The organism is Streptomyces sp. NPDC001493, from assembly GCF_053597235.1.
This window is the reverse complement of the sequence record NZ_JBSFHV010000034.1, coordinates 26,248-40,357: the sequence shown is the minus strand read 5'-3', so window position 1 is coordinate 40,357 and position 14,110 is coordinate 26,248. Positions and strand designations below refer to the sequence as shown.

Sequence of the window (14,110 nt, the reverse complement as noted above, 5' to 3'; positions counted from 1 at the left end):
TGCGGGGGGCGGGTACAGCTGGCTGCATTCCGTGAGCGTCGCAAGCGAGTCTGAATGGACGGTAACGGCGACATGACATGCAGGAAGCGGTGTGGACGCAGGGTGGTGCCCCAAGGGGGCGCTCACCTGGCCGTTCGCGCCCCCTTGTGGGTACCGGGGGCGGGTATGACCCCGTTGTCCGGTTACCGGGACAGTGGCGGACCGTGTACGGCCGCGCCGCGCGGGCTCCCCCCTCGTGGAGTCCGCGCGGCGCGGTGGTGTGCGGGGCGGGCCCGGGATCAGGCGTGCAGGCGGCGCAGCAGCCGGTAGGCGGTGAACACGGCCAAGGCGGCTGCGGCGAGCAGGATGCCGCTCTCCACGAGCTGGAGCGGCCAGCGGTGGGATTCCGGGTGGTAGTCCGCGTAGCTGGCGGTCACGCCGAGCCGGTCCAGGCAGGTGAGGCGGTCGTCCTGGGTGCCGGTGAGACCGGCGGTGACGCAGGTGTCGGAGGGGAACCGCGCACCGGAGGCCGTGCGGTATCCCCAGTCGACGAGGGAGGGCTTTCCTTCGGAGAGGAAGCGGGACGTACCGTTCAGCGCAAGGTTCTGCGTCATGACGGGCCACAGGTGGTCGCGTACGGTGTCCAGCCCCCAGACCGCGATGCCCTGGACCGCCACGGCCAGGGCCATGGACGTGAGGGTGCGGCGCAGCAGCAGGCCGGCGAGGGTGCCGACGGCCAGCCCGAAGAGCGCGTAGGCGACGGGGACCGTACCGGTGGCGGCGTACACCTCGCGCTGGTACCAGAGGTAGCCGCCCTCCTTGGGCCGGGTGGAGAGCCAGGTGCAGGTGGCCGTCAGCACGAGCGTGCACGCCACGGCCAGGGCGGTGGGGACGGCCAGCTTCGCGGTGAGCCAGCGGGCGGGCGCGACGGACTGCGTCCAGGCGAGCCGGTAGGTCCCGCTCTCCAGCTCGCGCCCGATCGCCGGGCCCGCCATGAACGCCCCGTACACGGCGGGCAGCGCGATCAGCAGGGTCGCGGCGTAGCCCTGGACGTGGGTGAGGAGGTACTGGCTGTCCATGTAGTCGCGGACGGACTGCGCACAGGCGAAGGTCGGGGCGGTGTCGTTCACCTGGCAGCCCGTCCCGGCGAAGACCCCGGCGTCGTGGCCGATCCAGAGGGCGACGGCCACCACCCCGGCGACGGCGAGCAGGGTGAGGAGGATCAGCAGCTGGAAGGTGCGCCGGTGCTGGCGGACGACGGTCCGGGCGGGCCCGCGCAGACCGGCGGAGGCGGTGGCGCGGGCGGCCGCCGGGCGGGGCGGGGCGAGGGTGCTCATGACGCGTTCACCGTCCGGAGGGCTTCGTCGGGAGAGCCGGCGAAGGGGCCGGTGAGGGTCAGTGCCGGGGCGTCGGGGGACCGCAGGTGGGCGAGCAGCAGGTCCTCCAGGGAAGGGGCGGTGACCAGCCAGGCGTCCCGGTCCACCGGGCCTTCGGGGCGTACCAGCGCGGTGAGCTGGCGGCCCGTGGTGCGGGACTCGACGACGGTGTGCGGGGCGAGGTCGGCGGCCTGTCCGGTGAGGACGGCGTGCGCGGCGAGGATCTCCTCGGTGTCCCCGGCGAGCCGGACCCGGCCGCCGTCGACGAGGAGAAGGTGGTCGCAGGCGCCCTCCAGCTCGCTGAGGATGTGCGAGGACATGACGATGGTGGTGCCGTGGTCGGCGGCCTCCGCCATCAGCAGGCCCATCAGCCGGTGGCGTACGAGCGGGTCGAGGTCGGCCATCGGCTCGTCCAGCAGCAGCAGTTCGGGCCGCTTGCCGAGGGCGAGCGCGAGGGCGAGCCGGGTGCGCGAGCCGCCGGAGAGGGTACGGACCCGGGCGGCGCGGGGCAGGTCCCCGGCGAACCGCTCGGCGGTCTCCGCGTCCCAGCTGCCGGGGTTGAGCTCGGCGCCCGTCAGCAGTGTCTCGGCCACGGTCAACTGCCCGTAGAGCGGCTTCTCCTGGGCCACGTACCCGATGCGGTTACGGGCCTCGGCGGGCGAGGTGCCGAGCACCCGCAGGGTTCCCTCGGCGGGCCGGAGTACCCCGGCGGCGAGGGCGAGCAGGGTGGACTTGCCTGCCCCGTTGGGGCCGACGAGGGCGGATATCCGCCCGGTGGGCAGCCGGAAGGAGCAGTGGCGCAGGGGCCAGGTGTCCTTCCCGCGCCGGTACGTCGTGCCGAGGCCGTCGGCCTCGATCGCGGCGGTGGTCATGCGTTCGTTTCCCCCTCGAATGCGCCGGTCGGTTCGCCTGTGCCGGCCAGCCCCCATGTGCTGTCCAGAAGCGTGCCGAAGAGCGCGGTCATGTCGTCCCGTTCCAGTCCGGCGGTGCGCGCCCGGCCGATCCAGTCGGCGAGTTCGGCGCGGAGCGGTGTGTGGGCGTCCTCGTGGGCGGCGCCGCCCAGGGTGCGGCGGACGAAGGTGCCGAGGCCGCGCCGGCCCTCGACCAGTCCTTCGCGCTCCAGCTCGCGGTAGGCCTTGAGCACCGTGTTCGGGTTGATCGCGGTGGCTTCGACGACCTCGCGCGCGGTGGGCAGCCGGTCGCCCGGCCGCAGGACTCCCAGGCGCAGCGCCTGCTTGGTCTGCTGGACGATCTGCAGATAGGTGGAGACGCCGCTGCGCCGGTCGATGCGGAATTCGACCGCTGCGGATTCTGCCATGCGGTCAACACCCTTTCACTAGTTGAGTAGTGAAAGGGTGGGGCAAGGAAGGGGCGGCGTCAAGTGACGCCGCCCCTGGGGTAGTTGTGGTTCTGGAGGATCAATGTGGCACTGGGGGACAGAAGATGACGAACCGTCGTACGGCGTCGAGGGCTACGACTCCGTGCGGTACATCAGGTCGGTCTCGTGCGTGGTGAAGCCCATCCGCTCGTACACCGTCACGGCCGCCACGTTGTCCGCGTCCACGTAGAGCATCGCGTCGGGCAGCCCCTCGGCGGCGAGGTGGCGCAGGCCGATCGCGGTGAGCGCCTTGCCGAGGCCGCCGCCCTGCGCGTCGGGCCGGATGCCGACCACGTACACCTCGCCGAGGTGCTCCTCGGCGTGCACCTTCGTCCAGTGGAAGCCGACGAGCTCGCCGTCGCGCTCGGCGAGGAAGAAGCCCTTCGGGTCGAACCAGGGCTCGGCCTTGCGGTCGTCGAGGTCCCGCTGGGTGAGGCCGCCCTGCTCCGGGTGGTGGGCGAAGGCGGCGCTGTTCACGGCGAGCCAGGCGGCGTCGTCCTGGCCGGGTACGAAGGTGCGGACGGTGACACCCTCGGGCAGCACCGGTTCCGCGATGTCGAGCGGGACCAGCGGGCGGCGGAGCTGGCGCAGCTCGCGGAAGAGGCTGAGTCCGAGGACCTGGGAGAGATGGCGGGCGGCCGGGCCGCCGCCGTGCGCCCACACCCGCAGCCGCTTGCCGCTGGCGGCGAGGAGGGCGGCGCCCAGCGCCCGCCCGTGGCCGTGGCCGCGCTGTTCGGGGAGGACGACGAGTTCGGCGGCGGGGGCCTCCACCGGGTCGGTGTCCTCCAGTTGCGCGTACCCGGCCAGGACGCCGCCGCTGGTCAGCAGCAGGTGGCGGACGCCGGCGCGGTGGCCGCCCCGGAGGTAGAGCCGTCCCTGTTCGGAGACCGCCTGCCGGCCGTCGGTCCGGGCGGCCTCGGCGAGCAGGTCGAGTACGGCGTCGGCCTGGACGGGTGCGAGCACGTCCAGGGTCTGGATCTCGCGGCCGGGTGCGGGGAGGGGTACGTCAGTCGTCATGCTGTCGAGCGTACGGCGGAGGGCCCGCGCGACGGCGGTACGGGCGGGTGGCGGCGGTACGGGCGCTGACGGGCCCGGCGCGGGAGGTGGCGGTACGGGCGGCCGACGGGCCCGGCACGGGAGGTGGCCGGCCCGTCCGCGTGCGGCGGGGTCCCGGGTTGGGCGATATGGCGGACTGGCGCGGGTTCTGACGGGAAAGCAACCGGCTCGTAACCCCGAAAGACTGTCGCGCTACGCGCGTTGACCTTAGGCTGCGGCACGCAAGACACAGACATGTCAACACCACGTACCTCACGCTGAACACTCACAAGGGGACCGATGTCAGCGACTGTGAAGAAGAACCGCGCAGCCCGGCGGCTGCTCGCCCTGGCGGCCGGGGTGGCCACGGTGAGCGCGCTCGCCGTGATGCCGGCCGGCGCCCACGGCCGTGGCGACGACCACGGCCACGGCAAGAGCTCCGGCCACGGCCGGCCGGCCGACAAGACGGTCGACGTGCAGCTGCTCTCCTTCAACGACCTGCACGGAAACCTGGAGCCGCCGACCGGCTCGTCCGGCACCGTCTCCGAGACGCAGGCCGACGGCACCGTGAAGTCGGTGCCCGCCGGTGGCGTCGCGTACCTCGCCTCCTCGCTGCGCACCGCGCGCAAGGGGCACCCGTACTCCGTCACGGCGGCCGGCGGCGACATGGTGGGCGCGAGCCCGCTGCTCTCCGGCCTCTTCCACGACGAGCCCACCATCGAGGCGCTCAACGGCCTGGACCTGGACGTCACGACGGTCGGCAACCACGAGTTCGACGAGGGCATCGACGAGCTGACCCGCCTGCAGAAGGGCGGCTGCCACCCGGTCGACGGCTGCTACGAGAAGGGCAAGAAGTTCCAGGGCGCGGACTTCCCCTACCTCTCGGCCAACGTCACCAGCGAGAAGACCGGCAAGCCGGTCCTCAAGCCGTACTGGGTGTGGAAGAAGAACGGCGTCAAGATCGGCTTCATCGGGGTGACCCTGGAGGGCACGCCGAACATCGTCACGGCCAACGGCGTCAAGGGCCTCCAGTTCCACGACGAGATCGAGACGGTCAACAAGTACGCCAAGGAGCTGGACCGCCAGGGCGTCAAGTCGATCGTCGCGCTGATCCACGAGGGCGGGGCCCCGGCCTCCAACTCGTACAACTACGACTGCGACAGCCCGGGCGCCGGCGCGGGTGTCTCCGGCCCGATCGTGGACATCGCCAAGGGCATCTCCCCGAAGGTCGACGCGCTGGTCACCGGCCACACCCACACCGCGTACGTCTGCACCATCCCGGACCCGGCCGGCAAGCCGCGCATGGTCACCTCGGCCGCGTCCTTCGGCAAGCTCTACACGGACACGACCCTCACCTACGACCGCCGCACCAACGACATCGTGCGTACGTCGGTGAAGTCCGCGAACCACGTCGTCAGCCGTGACCAGGCCCCGGCCTCGGACATGACCGCGCTCATCGCCCGCTGGAACGCGCTGGCCGCCCCGATCGCGGGCCGCCCGCAGGGCTTCATCTCCGCCGACATCAACGGACGCGGCTCCACGGCCCTGGAGAAGCCGCTCGGCGACCTGATCGCCGACGCGCAGCTGGAGGGCCTGTCCCCCGCCGACCAGGGCGGCGCGCAGGTCGCGTTCATGAACCCGGGCGGCATCCGTGCCGACCTCGTCTACGCGGGCGCCTCGGGTGAGGGCGACGGGGTGGTGACGTACGGCGAGTCCTTCACCGTGCAGCCGTTCACCAACATGATGAACGTCGTCGACTTGTCCGGCGCCAACCTGATCGCCACGCTCCAGCAGCAGGTCAGCGGCCTCAACGAGGCCAGCCCGAAGATCCTCCAGGTCTCCAAGGGCCTCACCTACACGCTCGACCTGACGAAGACCGGCGCCGCCCGCGTCTCGGCGGACAGCGTCAAGCTGAACGGTGAGGCGATCGACCCGGCGAAGACCTACCGCGTCGCGATGAACGAGTTCCTCGCGGGCGGCGGCGACGGCTTCCCGGCCCTCGCCCTCGGTACGAACAAGCTGGTCGGCCCCTCCGACCTGGACGTCTTCAACGCCTACCTGGCGGCCCACTCCACGGCCTCCGCCCCGCTGGCGCCGCCGGTGACGGACCGGATCACGATCGTGCAGTAGCGGTTCGGCATTACGGCGGTACGGCGGTACGGCAGTTCAGCAGTTCCGGGGGCGGTGGGCCGAGGTCGGCCCACCGCCCCCTTTCGCTTGCCCCGGGGCAGGACCCGGCAGGGCCGGGAAGGCTCGATGTCGGCTTGCGTTTCTTTCGCATCGCGCTCGGAACCGCCGCGCCCTCCCCGTACGTCAGTGGTGGGCATGAGCGAGAACCCGTTGGTACGCGCATGAGTCCCGTCGACCGCCCCAGCGGCACCCCCGGCTGCCTTCTCGCCGGGCTCGGCGCGGTGGCCGCGCCGTTGATGTGGGCGCCGAAAGCGGCCATCAACGTCGACGGCGGCCTTGAGGGCCACGCACGGGACCTGAGCGTGCTCTACCTCGATCTGCCGCTGATCGTCCTCGGCGGGGCCCTTCTTCCGGTACTGGCCTGGGCCTTGACGCGGCGCTGGACGTACCGGCCCTGGGTGCCCGTCCTGGTGGGGGTGGCCGCCTTCGCGCTCGGGAGCTGGGGGCTCCTGAAGTGGTGGGAGCCGCGCGGGGAGATCTGGGGCGACGCGTAAGGCCCGCCGCCCCGGACCTCCCGTACGGCCCCGGGGGACAGCGCCCGGGGCCGCGCCCGCCTCACCGTCCCGAGGCGTACCGGGGGAAGGCGACCGTGAGGGCGAGGAGGAGGGCGGCCGTGCAGACGGCCCAAGCCCCCGGGCTGGAGGCCGGGTAGAGGGTCAGCGCCCACCAGGTGTGGGCGTCGAGGCCGTCCGGGGTGCGGGTCCGCCCGAGTGCGAGGTCGACGACGAGGTACAGCAGCGCCACCGCGGTGCCCGCCGCCTCGTTGGCGGCCCGCCGGGCGAGGAGCGCGAGGGCGAGCAGCACGAGGACGTTGCGGGCGGTGGTCATGCCCGCCGACGCCCCGGCGGCCAGCGCCAGCGCGCCGGTGAGCAGGACGGCCGCCTGGTCCAGCAGCCGTACCGGTACCACCGCGGTGATCTCCGGTTCGGCCAGCCGTCGTTCCAGGCAGTACATGACGGCGATGACCGCGAGCAGGGGCGTGAAGTGGGCGAGCGGGGCGCCGTTCAGGCCGTCGGTGAGGCTCGGGACGGGTACCTCGACCGTGCCCGCGGTCTTGCACACGAGGACGAGGAGGGCGAGGGCCACCGGCAGGACCCACCACTGCCTCACGGCGAGCGTGTGGCGGTTCATGAGACGGCCTGGCAGTGCCGCCCGCTGACCGCGGCGTCGGTGAACCAGGTGGCCTGGGCGGCGGCGGGCCGGGCCCGGACCTTCTGGAGCGCTTCCCATTCGGGGGGCGGCAGCGCCGCCTGTACGGACTGCGCGTCCACGCCGTCGACGAGGGCGGCCCAGGCGGCTGCGGTCGATCCGGGCCGGCGGCAGTCGGTGCGCCCGGCGGCCGCGGCGGTGCCGGTGACGGCGGATTCCGCGAGGTTGGCCGCGTACTCGTCGGGGGAGGGGCGGCCTTCGCGCGGGGGCGGCGACCAGTACAGCGGCCAGGTGCCCGGGGCGAGCGGCAGTTCGGCGGAGGCGATGCGCAGTTCGCGGGGTGCGGGTATCCCGGCGGCGGCGAGGCGGCGGACCGGCTCCAGGACCTCGTCCCGGATCGTCGCGGCGTGCGGGGCGTACTCCGGCGGTACGCAGACCCGGGGCGCCGATCCGACGCAGGTCAGGGCGGTGGAGCGGGGGGTGGAGGGGGCGGTGTCGCCCCAGTCGGTGACCAGTGCCCGGCCGGTGACGAGGGTGGCGGCCACGAGGGCGACGGCGGCCACCGCGGCGAGCGGGCGGGGGCGCAGCGTGGTGGCGGCCTGGCAGGCGAGTACCAGTCCGGCGACGACGCCCCAGGGCACCAGGTAGGCGGCGGGGGAGCGCAGGTCGGTGATGCTCGACATCTGGTCGCTGTAGCCGCCCAGGTGCCGTACCCAGAGGGCGCGCATGGAGAGCGGTATCGACAGCCAGGCCCAGCAGGCGAGGGCGACCGCGGGTGCGGTGATGCTCGCGGGGGCGACGCCGCCGAGGCTGCGGCCGATGAGGAGCCAGCCGAGGGGGACCACGAGGAGGTGGGCGACGGCGAGCCATCCGGCCGCCCCGCCGGGGAACACACCGGTCTCGTGGTGGGCGATCGCGAGCGACCCGGCGACGAGGACGAGCAGCAGGGCGAGGACGGGGGACGCGGACCGCAGGAACCGGCGTACCGGTCCGCGGCGGGCGGTGCTGTCGAGGGCCCGCAGGACGCGGTGGCGTCCGGCCTCCCACGCGGCGGCGGCGGCCACGGCGGGGGCGATCACCACCAGGGCGCGGGCGGCGAGTTCGCCGGATTCGACTCCGTACTCCGACGGTTCGGTGAAGACGGCGTCGTCGATGTACAGGGCGGCGTAGACCAGGACGGGCAGGAGCAGCCAGGGCGCGGAGGAGGAGCGCAGGTTCGCCCAGGAGACCCTCATTCGCCGGCCTCCAGGAACGAGGCGTACGCGCTCTCCAGGCGTCGGCCCGGGGCGCAGTCCGGTGCGGCGTGCGCCTCGAATTCCCCTACGGTGCCCCGGAATCGGGGCTTCCCCGTTTCGAGGACGACGACTTCGTCGAACGCCTCGTCCAGATCGGTGATGTCGTGGGTGGAGACGATGACGTGGACCCGGCCGCGTAATTGGATCAGAACGTCGAGAAAGCGTCGCCGTTGTTGCGGGTCGAGTCCGGCGGTCGGTTCGTCCAGGAGTAATAATTCCGCGTCGTGGACGAGTGCTTGGGCGATGGCGATCCGTTGCCGTTGGCCGCCGGACAATGTCTTGGTCCTGTGGTCGGCCTTTTCCGCGAGTCCGACCGTGTCGATCGCTTTCGCCGCCGCCTGCCAGGCGTCGCGTTCCCGCATTCCTTTGAGCCATCCGACATGTGCCACGTGCTCGCGGCAGGTGAGTCCGGAGAGGAATCCGGGGTGCTGGGGCAGCCAGGAGACCTTCTTCCGGTATTCGTTGGCCTGGCTCCGCTCGGAGGGATCGAGCCGGTCGTACCGTACGTTCCCCGCGAGCGGGCGGTACGCGCCGGCCCCCAGGGCGAGCAGGGTGCTCTTGCCGGCCCCGTTGGGGCCGAGGAGGACGGTGTGGCCGGGCGAAAAGGCGAGGTCGAGCCGGTCGAGGACCGGCCGGGACCTGCGGCCGTAGCGGAACGTGCAGGACTGGTAGTGCAGGGGCATGGACTTCTCTCATGAGCTGGAAGGGGCCCGTGCGCGGTGGTGGGCCCCGGGACGGCGGGCCCACCACCGCGCGACGGGCGGAGGACGGAGAGAGCGCGGTAAGCGGTGGCGTTCGGCGCGCCGGGTTCAGCGCGTGCCCGCAGGTGGGTGACCGCCCGTGGGTAACCGCCCGTGGGTGACCGCCCGTAGATGGCTACCCGTACGTGACCGTCAGTACGAGATGGTCAGCGAGTTGACCCAGACGTTGACGCCCACCATGGCGGAGTTGACGACGAAGTAGTACTCGCCCGAGCCGTGGTCCACCCAGGTGCCGGTGGACACGGCCGTGGAGCTGGTGAAGCAGTTGGTGAAGTACCCGTTGACGTACGCCGGGTCCACACCGAGCACGTCCTTGCGGAGCAGGATGTGCATCCCGGTGTCGGTGTAGTTGTCGCGGCAGCCGGTGAACTTGATGACGGTGGTTCCGCCGCTGTCGTTCCACCGGGAGGACTCGAATCCCGGGCCGGCGTTCGACAGATAGCTGGTGTAGCTCGACGCCTCGGCGGGCGAGGCGACGAAGCCGAGGACGGCGGTGGCGCCGAGAACGGCGATGCCTATGCGGCGACCGGAATCACGCATGGACGCTAATCGCGAAGATCTCATGTGCTTCCTCCCGTTGTTCCTGCACGGACAGCGCATGTTAGGTACGCGCCGAGCTCGGAAACAACGTCCTTTCCGAGCTTGTCCGTTTCTCGCCGACGCCCTATCGGGCCATGGTGGCGCGAAGTGCCGAGGAGCCGGAAAACCGGAGGATCACCGGTGGGGGAGCGGATGGAACGACTCCGGAGACGGGGTTTCTTGAACCGGAATCGGTAGGGCGTATTCCTGTTCTCATTCGCCCGGGCTCCGACATGCGGAGTATCTCGCACGGCTGCGGGACGGTGGGGCGGAATACCGGATTACGACTCCGATACGCGCCGTTGCGCGCCGGGTGCGCGCCACCCGGCGCACGGGCCCGGCCGGTGCGTCGGCCGACCGCCCCGCCGAGGACCCGCTCCGGGTGGGAGCGGATCGGGTGCGGCAGGGCCATCGGCCCTCGTTCAGGCCCAGTTCGGCCGGTCGGAGCCCCAACGGGTGGGCGGACGGCGCCACGTCGCGGGAGCACCGTCGTAGCCGACCGGGGGTACGGCGTGACGCAGCAGCCCGTAGGCCGACGGGGTGTCGGTGAGCCATGCCTCGGGGTCGTAGTCGCCCGGCCCACCGTGCACGGGGGTGGGGGCGATGCCGTGCATCAGCCAGGCCGCGGTGCCGGCCAGGGAGAAGCGGAGGTGCCGTCCGCCGCCGTCGGTCCGGCGGTCGCTCAGCGCGCGGAGGACCGCGGCGGCGAGCAGGTAACCGGTGCCGTGGTCCAGCGCCTGCGCGGGCAGCGCGCCGGGGCGGCCGTCGGCCGTCGCCTCGATCGTGGAGATGCCGGTACCGGCCTGGACCAGGCTGTCGAAGCCCCGGCGGTCCGCCCAGGGGCCGTGCCATCCCCAGGCGCAGATCTGGGCGACGATCAGGCCGGGGCGCCGGGCGAGGAGCGCGTCGGGGCTCAGCCCGTGCCGGTCCAGCGCGCCGGGGCGGTAGGCGGTCACCACCACGTCCGCCTCGGCGAGCAGCTCCTCGAAGGCCCGGCCGTCCTCGGGGGCGGCGAGGTCCAGCAGGGTGGAGCGCTTGCCCTGACCGGTGTCGGCGTGCGCCTTCTCGTCCTCCCGGAGCCAGGGGGCGTCGACCCGCAGCACGTCGGCGCCCAGCAGCGCGAGGGTGCGGGAGGCGACCGGCCCAGCGGTGACCCGGGTGAGGTCGAGGACCCGCACCCCTTCGGCCGGGAGGGACGCCGGGGCCAGGGGCCGGGGGCCGCCTCCGTCCACCCGCCTCCGCTCGACCAGGGGGTGACCCGCCGGGGCGGGCTCGGACGCCACGGCCACGGCCACTCCGTCCGCGGCGTAGACGGTTTCCTGGATCTCCCGGGCCGGGCGCGACGCCAGCTCCTTCGTGAGCGTCGCCACGAGGTCCTGGTCCCGCCCGGTGTCCGCGATGCCGAGCGCGCGGAGCAACCGCTCGCGGTGGTGAGGGTAGTTGGCGTGGGTGCGCACCCATCCGTCGGCCGCCTGCCAGAACCCGGACAGCGGGGCGAAGGAGGGGGACGTCAGGCCGTCCATCCTCAGATGGCGTTCGCTGACGAACGCGGTGGCCACCGCCCCCTCGTGCACCCGTACCGCGGGCACCGGCACGTCGTTGCGGAGAGCCAGCAGCTCGGCCGCCGCCAGCGAGGCGGCGCCCACCGTGGCGCGTGCGAGCTCCCGCACCGGCAGACGGGACGGCAGGACTTCGCCGGCCCCGACGTAGGACACGCCCGTCACCAGGTCGTCCCGGCCTCCCAGAGCGGCCCAGGCGTGTGCGACAGCGGCGTTCTCGGTTTCGGTCATCGGGCCATTGTGCGACAGGGGGATGTGCGGCCAGGGGTGACGCGAGGGGTGACGTGTGCGGCGATGTCGGCCGCGCACCAAGGGAGTTGGTTGAAAGGGACGTGAACATCGGAAGTGCCTTCCTGGGGTGAGTCGCCCCCATTTGTCAAGATCCCGAGGGGTAGGGCCTTCGGTGCGGCTCGACCGGGGTCCGCTCGGCCGGGCCTGTTCAGCCTGGTCCGGTCACCGCCGCAGGCGGTGCAGCAGCACGGCGAGACCGGCCGCCGCCGCCCGGTTCTGGTACGGGCGGAGTCCGGGTGCGCCCGGTGGCGCGGGCCTGCGGGCGTTCAGGCGCCAATGGCCGCAGAGCGCGGCGAGGAACGCGGATGCGGCCTCCGGGGCGGCGGTCACCGCCGGGTGTTCGTCCAGGAGCCGGGCGACGGTCGCGGGTTCGTGTCCGGCGAGGACGAGCTGCGGGGCGAGCGAGACGGCGTCGACGCAGGCCGGTCCGGTGGTGGCGTGGGCCCAGTCCACGAACATGACCCCTCGGAACCGGTCGCGCACCATGTTGTCGGCCCGCAGGTCGCCGTGGACGATCCGGTCACCGCCGGCCGACGAGGGCCACCGCGCCTCCACCGCGGCCAGCAGGGGCAGCAGGGCCCGGAGTTCGACGGGCAGGTCGTCGGGAGGGTCGGCCAGCAGCACGTCCCAGCCGTGGAGCCGGGCCACGCCGGAGGGCGCGCTCCCGACGGCCGCGCGGTACGCGGCGGGAGCGGGATCCGCGGTGAGCTCGGCCAGGAGGTCCCGGACCACGGTGACGTCGCCCGAGTAGGGGGAGAGGTCGGGGTGCGGCCCGTCGAGATGCGCGACGACCACCGCCGTCCACCCGGCCCGGTGATGGACATCCACGAGCGCCGGTGCCGGGGCCCTGGGCGGTAACGCGCCCAGCACGGCCGCCTCGTGAAGGTTGCCGACGGTCAGCGGGTCCTCGTCCGGAGCGGCCTTCACGAAGAACCTCCGGCCGTTCTCCAGGAGCAGGGCGGCGGCGAGCTGATGGCCGAACCCGCCGTCAGGTGTACGGACTTCAGCCACCGCCCCACCGAGCGCCGCCTCCAGGCGGGCCCGGAGCGGGGCGGGAACGTCGGCCCACCGCAGGCGGCCGGGGGGTGGGGGTGGGGGCTGGGGCATGGGGTGCACCTCGCTGAGAGGGGGAGGGGAGGGGAGGGGAGGGGAGGGGAGGGGCGAAAACCGGGCGGCTTCGGTTGGGGGCTGTCCTGTTTCGCTTCGGGCGGTTTTCTGCGGGCTCCGGGTCGGCAGACTGACCCTGCGGCGCGCTGTCGCTGTGCGCTGCCACGGCGGATGCGGCTTGCCGTGCCGGTTCTTCCGAGGGGGATGAGGGTGATGGAGATCCAGTGGCGCAAGTCCTCCGAATCGTCAGGGGCGGAGGACGGTGAGTGCCTGGAGCTCGCGGCGGTCGATGGCGAGGTCCTGCTGCGGGAGAGCGACGATCCGGGGGGCGTGCTGCACACCACCCCCGCCAGGCTTCGCGCCTTTCTGGAAGGCGCGAAGGACGGCGAGTTCGACGACCTGATGTGATGTCGGCCTTGCTTCGTGCTGAGCTTGGTGGCTGGATGCACGCTGCTCACTAGCCTCTCTTCCTGGACCTCGGGTCGAGGTGCCGGTGCGGAGAAGGTTCGCCGATACGGCGGAGGGGGCAGCGGTGCGAGCAGGTCTGGCGGGTGTGCGCGCCTGGAGTGTGCGGCGCAAGGTGACGGTCTACGTGTCGGCCCAGTTGGTGGTGCTGGCGGGATTCTTCGCCCTGACCCGTCTCGTACCTGACATCCCCGTGGTGTTCGTGGTCGTGGGATGCGTCGGGCCGGCCGTGGGTGGGCTGGTGGGGCTGCTGAGCGCGACGCGGGGCCGTTCCGGTCCTGATGGGGCTCGCGTGGCCGATCACGGTCTGCCGCCGAGCCCCTGATCCGGCCCCGTCCGCCGCCGGGGCCGATTACTACGTACGCCCGAGGGTGAACCACACGGCCTTGTGGCCGGGCAGATGGCTGTCGAGCGAATAGGTGCCCCAGGCGAGCGCCAGGTTCTCCACGATCAACAGCCCACGCCCGCATTGCTGTTCGGAGTTGGGCCGCTGGGCGGCGAGCGCCTGGACGGTACGCGGATCGTGGTCCGCGACGGAGACGGTGACCCGCTTCCGGTTCACCGCCACATGCACTCGAACCAGTGACGAACTGGTGTGCCGGTACGCGTTGGTGACCAGCTCCGTGACGCAGAGGCGCGCGTCGTCCACGAGCCCGCCGCGCTGATCCCGTTCCAGCAGCGAGGCGACGAAATCCCGCGCGATACGGGCTGCCGACGCGGTGTTGGGCAGCGTGAGCCGGTAGCGCTCGCCGCCGAGCGGGTCGGGCGGGGCGGAGGCCGGAGTGGCGGTGGTCATGTGTGCGTACTCCCGTCGCTGTCGGGTGGGTGGCGCTCGCACCGGTAGGGGTCCGTGGCGATGGCCGTAACCTGGAACGCCCTCAAGGCGTCCGTGTACGGCTGCACTTCGGGCTCTTCGACCTGAAAGCCGGTGCTGTGAGGAGACACT

General features: G+C 72.6%; 15 protein-coding genes. 4 read left to right on the top strand and 11 right to left on the bottom strand.

What is annotated here, in order from left to right; all coding sequences use genetic code 11:
* Positions 1–278 precede the first annotated feature (278 nt).
* The 4 genes from ACWCWD_RS33130 to mshD all read right to left on the bottom strand — a co-directional run bounded on the left by ACWCWD_RS33130 (position 279) and on the right by mshD (position 3,750).
* Positions 279–1,316 carry a hypothetical protein gene (locus ACWCWD_RS33130; RefSeq protein ID WP_450778696.1) on the bottom strand — a complete coding sequence of 346 codons (1,038 nt, stop codon included), beginning with the start codon at positions 1,314–1,316 and terminating at the stop codon, positions 279–281.
* The gene (locus tag ACWCWD_RS33125) at positions 1,313–2,227 is read right to left on the bottom strand and encodes an ABC transporter ATP-binding protein (RefSeq protein ID WP_450778694.1); all 915 of its coding nucleotides are present in this window, start codon (positions 2,225–2,227) and stop codon (positions 1,313–1,315) included. Before ACWCWD_RS33125 ends, ACWCWD_RS33130 begins: the two co-directional genes overlap by 4 nt.
* Positions 2,224–2,673, bottom strand: a complete 450-nt coding sequence (locus tag ACWCWD_RS33120) for a GntR family transcriptional regulator (protein WP_450778692.1) — start codon at positions 2,671–2,673, stop codon at positions 2,224–2,226. Before ACWCWD_RS33120 ends, ACWCWD_RS33125 begins: the two co-directional genes overlap by 4 nt.
* A 153-nt stretch (positions 2,674–2,826) precedes the next feature.
* Positions 2,827–3,750 (bottom strand): mycothiol synthase, encoded by a 924-nt coding sequence (mshD, locus tag ACWCWD_RS33115; protein ID WP_450778690.1) that lies wholly within the window; start codon positions 3,748–3,750, stop codon positions 2,827–2,829.
* 318 nt (positions 3,751–4,068) lie between these two features.
* Here mshD and ACWCWD_RS33110 point away from each other — a divergent pair, with 318 nt between their 5' ends.
* Positions 4,069–5,898 carry a bifunctional metallophosphatase/5'-nucleotidase gene (locus ACWCWD_RS33110; RefSeq protein WP_450778688.1) on the top strand — a complete coding sequence of 610 codons (1,830 nt, stop codon included), beginning with the start codon at positions 4,069–4,071 and terminating at the stop codon, positions 5,896–5,898.
* Between the two features lie 221 nt (positions 5,899–6,119).
* Positions 6,120–6,452 (top strand): hypothetical protein, encoded by a 333-nt coding sequence (locus tag ACWCWD_RS33105; RefSeq protein WP_450778686.1) that lies wholly within the window; start codon positions 6,120–6,122, stop codon positions 6,450–6,452.
* Between the two features lie 61 nt (positions 6,453–6,513).
* On the opposite strand, the gene ACWCWD_RS33100 is transcribed toward ACWCWD_RS33105, so the two are convergent.
* The 6 genes from ACWCWD_RS33100 to ACWCWD_RS33075 form a co-directional block, all read right to left on the bottom strand.
* Positions 6,514–7,089 (bottom strand): hypothetical protein, encoded by a 576-nt coding sequence (locus ACWCWD_RS33100; protein ID WP_450778684.1) that lies wholly within the window; start codon positions 7,087–7,089, stop codon positions 6,514–6,516.
* Positions 7,086–8,342, bottom strand: a complete 1,257-nt coding sequence (locus ACWCWD_RS33095; RefSeq protein WP_450778682.1) for a DUF7224 domain-containing protein — start codon at positions 8,340–8,342, stop codon at positions 7,086–7,088. The genes ACWCWD_RS33100 and ACWCWD_RS33095 overlap by 4 nt, the downstream gene beginning before the upstream one ends.
* Positions 8,339–9,085, bottom strand: coding sequence for an ABC transporter ATP-binding protein (locus tag ACWCWD_RS33090; protein WP_450778680.1), 747 nt, complete (start codon positions 9,083–9,085; stop codon positions 8,339–8,341). The genes ACWCWD_RS33095 and ACWCWD_RS33090 overlap by 4 nt, the downstream gene beginning before the upstream one ends.
* A 210-nt stretch (positions 9,086–9,295) precedes the next feature.
* Positions 9,296–9,703 carry a hypothetical protein gene (locus tag ACWCWD_RS33085; RefSeq protein WP_450778678.1) on the bottom strand — a complete coding sequence of 136 codons (408 nt, stop codon included), beginning with the start codon at positions 9,701–9,703 and terminating at the stop codon, positions 9,296–9,298.
* A gap of 461 nt (positions 9,704–10,164) precedes the next feature.
* A complete protein-coding gene (locus ACWCWD_RS33080; RefSeq protein ID WP_450778676.1) occupies positions 10,165–11,532 on the bottom strand; it encodes a CoA transferase in 1,368 nt (455 codons plus the stop codon).
* A 222-nt stretch (positions 11,533–11,754) separates the two neighbouring features.
* A complete protein-coding gene (locus ACWCWD_RS33075; RefSeq protein WP_450778674.1) occupies positions 11,755–12,699 on the bottom strand; it encodes a phosphotransferase family protein in 945 nt (314 codons plus the stop codon).
* Between the two features lie 213 nt (positions 12,700–12,912).
* On the opposite strand from ACWCWD_RS33075, the gene ACWCWD_RS33070 reads away from it, so the two are divergent.
* Together ACWCWD_RS33070 and ACWCWD_RS33065 are read left to right on the top strand one after the other, a co-directional pair.
* Entirely contained in the window at positions 12,913–13,107 is a 195-nt protein-coding gene (locus tag ACWCWD_RS33070; RefSeq protein WP_450778748.1) for a DUF397 domain-containing protein, read from the top strand.
* 124 nt (positions 13,108–13,231) lie between these two features.
* Positions 13,232–13,489 (top strand): hypothetical protein, encoded by a 258-nt coding sequence (locus tag ACWCWD_RS33065; protein ID WP_450778672.1) that lies wholly within the window; start codon positions 13,232–13,234, stop codon positions 13,487–13,489.
* A gap of 30 nt (positions 13,490–13,519) precedes the next feature.
* On the opposite strand, the gene ACWCWD_RS33060 is transcribed toward ACWCWD_RS33065, so the two are convergent.
* The gene (locus tag ACWCWD_RS33060) at positions 13,520–13,960 is read right to left on the bottom strand and encodes an ATP-binding protein (protein WP_450778671.1); all 441 of its coding nucleotides are present in this window, start codon (positions 13,958–13,960) and stop codon (positions 13,520–13,522) included.
* Positions 13,961–14,110 lie beyond the last annotated feature (150 nt).

What these genes read in the sequence shown, in the direction of transcription:
- ACWCWD_RS33130 (WP_450778696.1), bottom strand. Translation starts at nt 1,316, where the DNA reads ATGAGCACCCTCGCCCCGCCCCGCCCGGCGGCCGCCCGCGCCACCGCC.
- ACWCWD_RS33125 (WP_450778694.1), bottom strand. Translation starts at nt 2,227, where the DNA reads ATGACCACCGCCGCGATCGAGGCCGACGGCCTCGGCACGACGTACCGG.
- ACWCWD_RS33120 (WP_450778692.1), bottom strand. Translation starts at nt 2,673, where the DNA reads ATGGCAGAATCCGCAGCGGTCGAATTCCGCATCGACCGGCGCAGCGGC.
- mshD (WP_450778690.1), bottom strand. Translation starts at nt 3,750, where the DNA reads ATGACGACTGACGTACCCCTCCCCGCACCCGGCCGCGAGATCCAGACC.
- ACWCWD_RS33110 (WP_450778688.1), top strand. Translation starts at nt 4,069, where the DNA reads ATGTCAGCGACTGTGAAGAAGAACCGCGCAGCCCGGCGGCTGCTCGCC.
- ACWCWD_RS33105 (WP_450778686.1), top strand. Translation starts at nt 6,120, where the DNA reads ATGAGTCCCGTCGACCGCCCCAGCGGCACCCCCGGCTGCCTTCTCGCC.
- ACWCWD_RS33100 (WP_450778684.1), bottom strand. Translation starts at nt 7,089, where the DNA reads ATGAACCGCCACACGCTCGCCGTGAGGCAGTGGTGGGTCCTGCCGGTG.
- ACWCWD_RS33095 (WP_450778682.1), bottom strand. Translation starts at nt 8,342, where the DNA reads ATGAGGGTCTCCTGGGCGAACCTGCGCTCCTCCTCCGCGCCCTGGCTG.
- ACWCWD_RS33090 (WP_450778680.1), bottom strand. Translation starts at nt 9,085, where the DNA reads ATGCCCCTGCACTACCAGTCCTGCACGTTCCGCTACGGCCGCAGGTCC.
- ACWCWD_RS33085 (WP_450778678.1), bottom strand. Translation starts at nt 9,703, where the DNA reads ATGCGTGATTCCGGTCGCCGCATAGGCATCGCCGTTCTCGGCGCCACC.
- ACWCWD_RS33080 (WP_450778676.1), bottom strand. Translation starts at nt 11,532, where the DNA reads ATGACCGAAACCGAGAACGCCGCTGTCGCACACGCCTGGGCCGCTCTG.
- ACWCWD_RS33075 (WP_450778674.1), bottom strand. Translation starts at nt 12,699, where the DNA reads ATGCCCCAGCCCCCACCCCCACCCCCCGGCCGCCTGCGGTGGGCCGAC.
- ACWCWD_RS33070 (WP_450778748.1), top strand. Translation starts at nt 12,913, where the DNA reads ATGGAGATCCAGTGGCGCAAGTCCTCCGAATCGTCAGGGGCGGAGGAC.
- ACWCWD_RS33060 (WP_450778671.1), bottom strand. Translation starts at nt 13,960, where the DNA reads ATGACCACCGCCACTCCGGCCTCCGCCCCGCCCGACCCGCTCGGCGGC.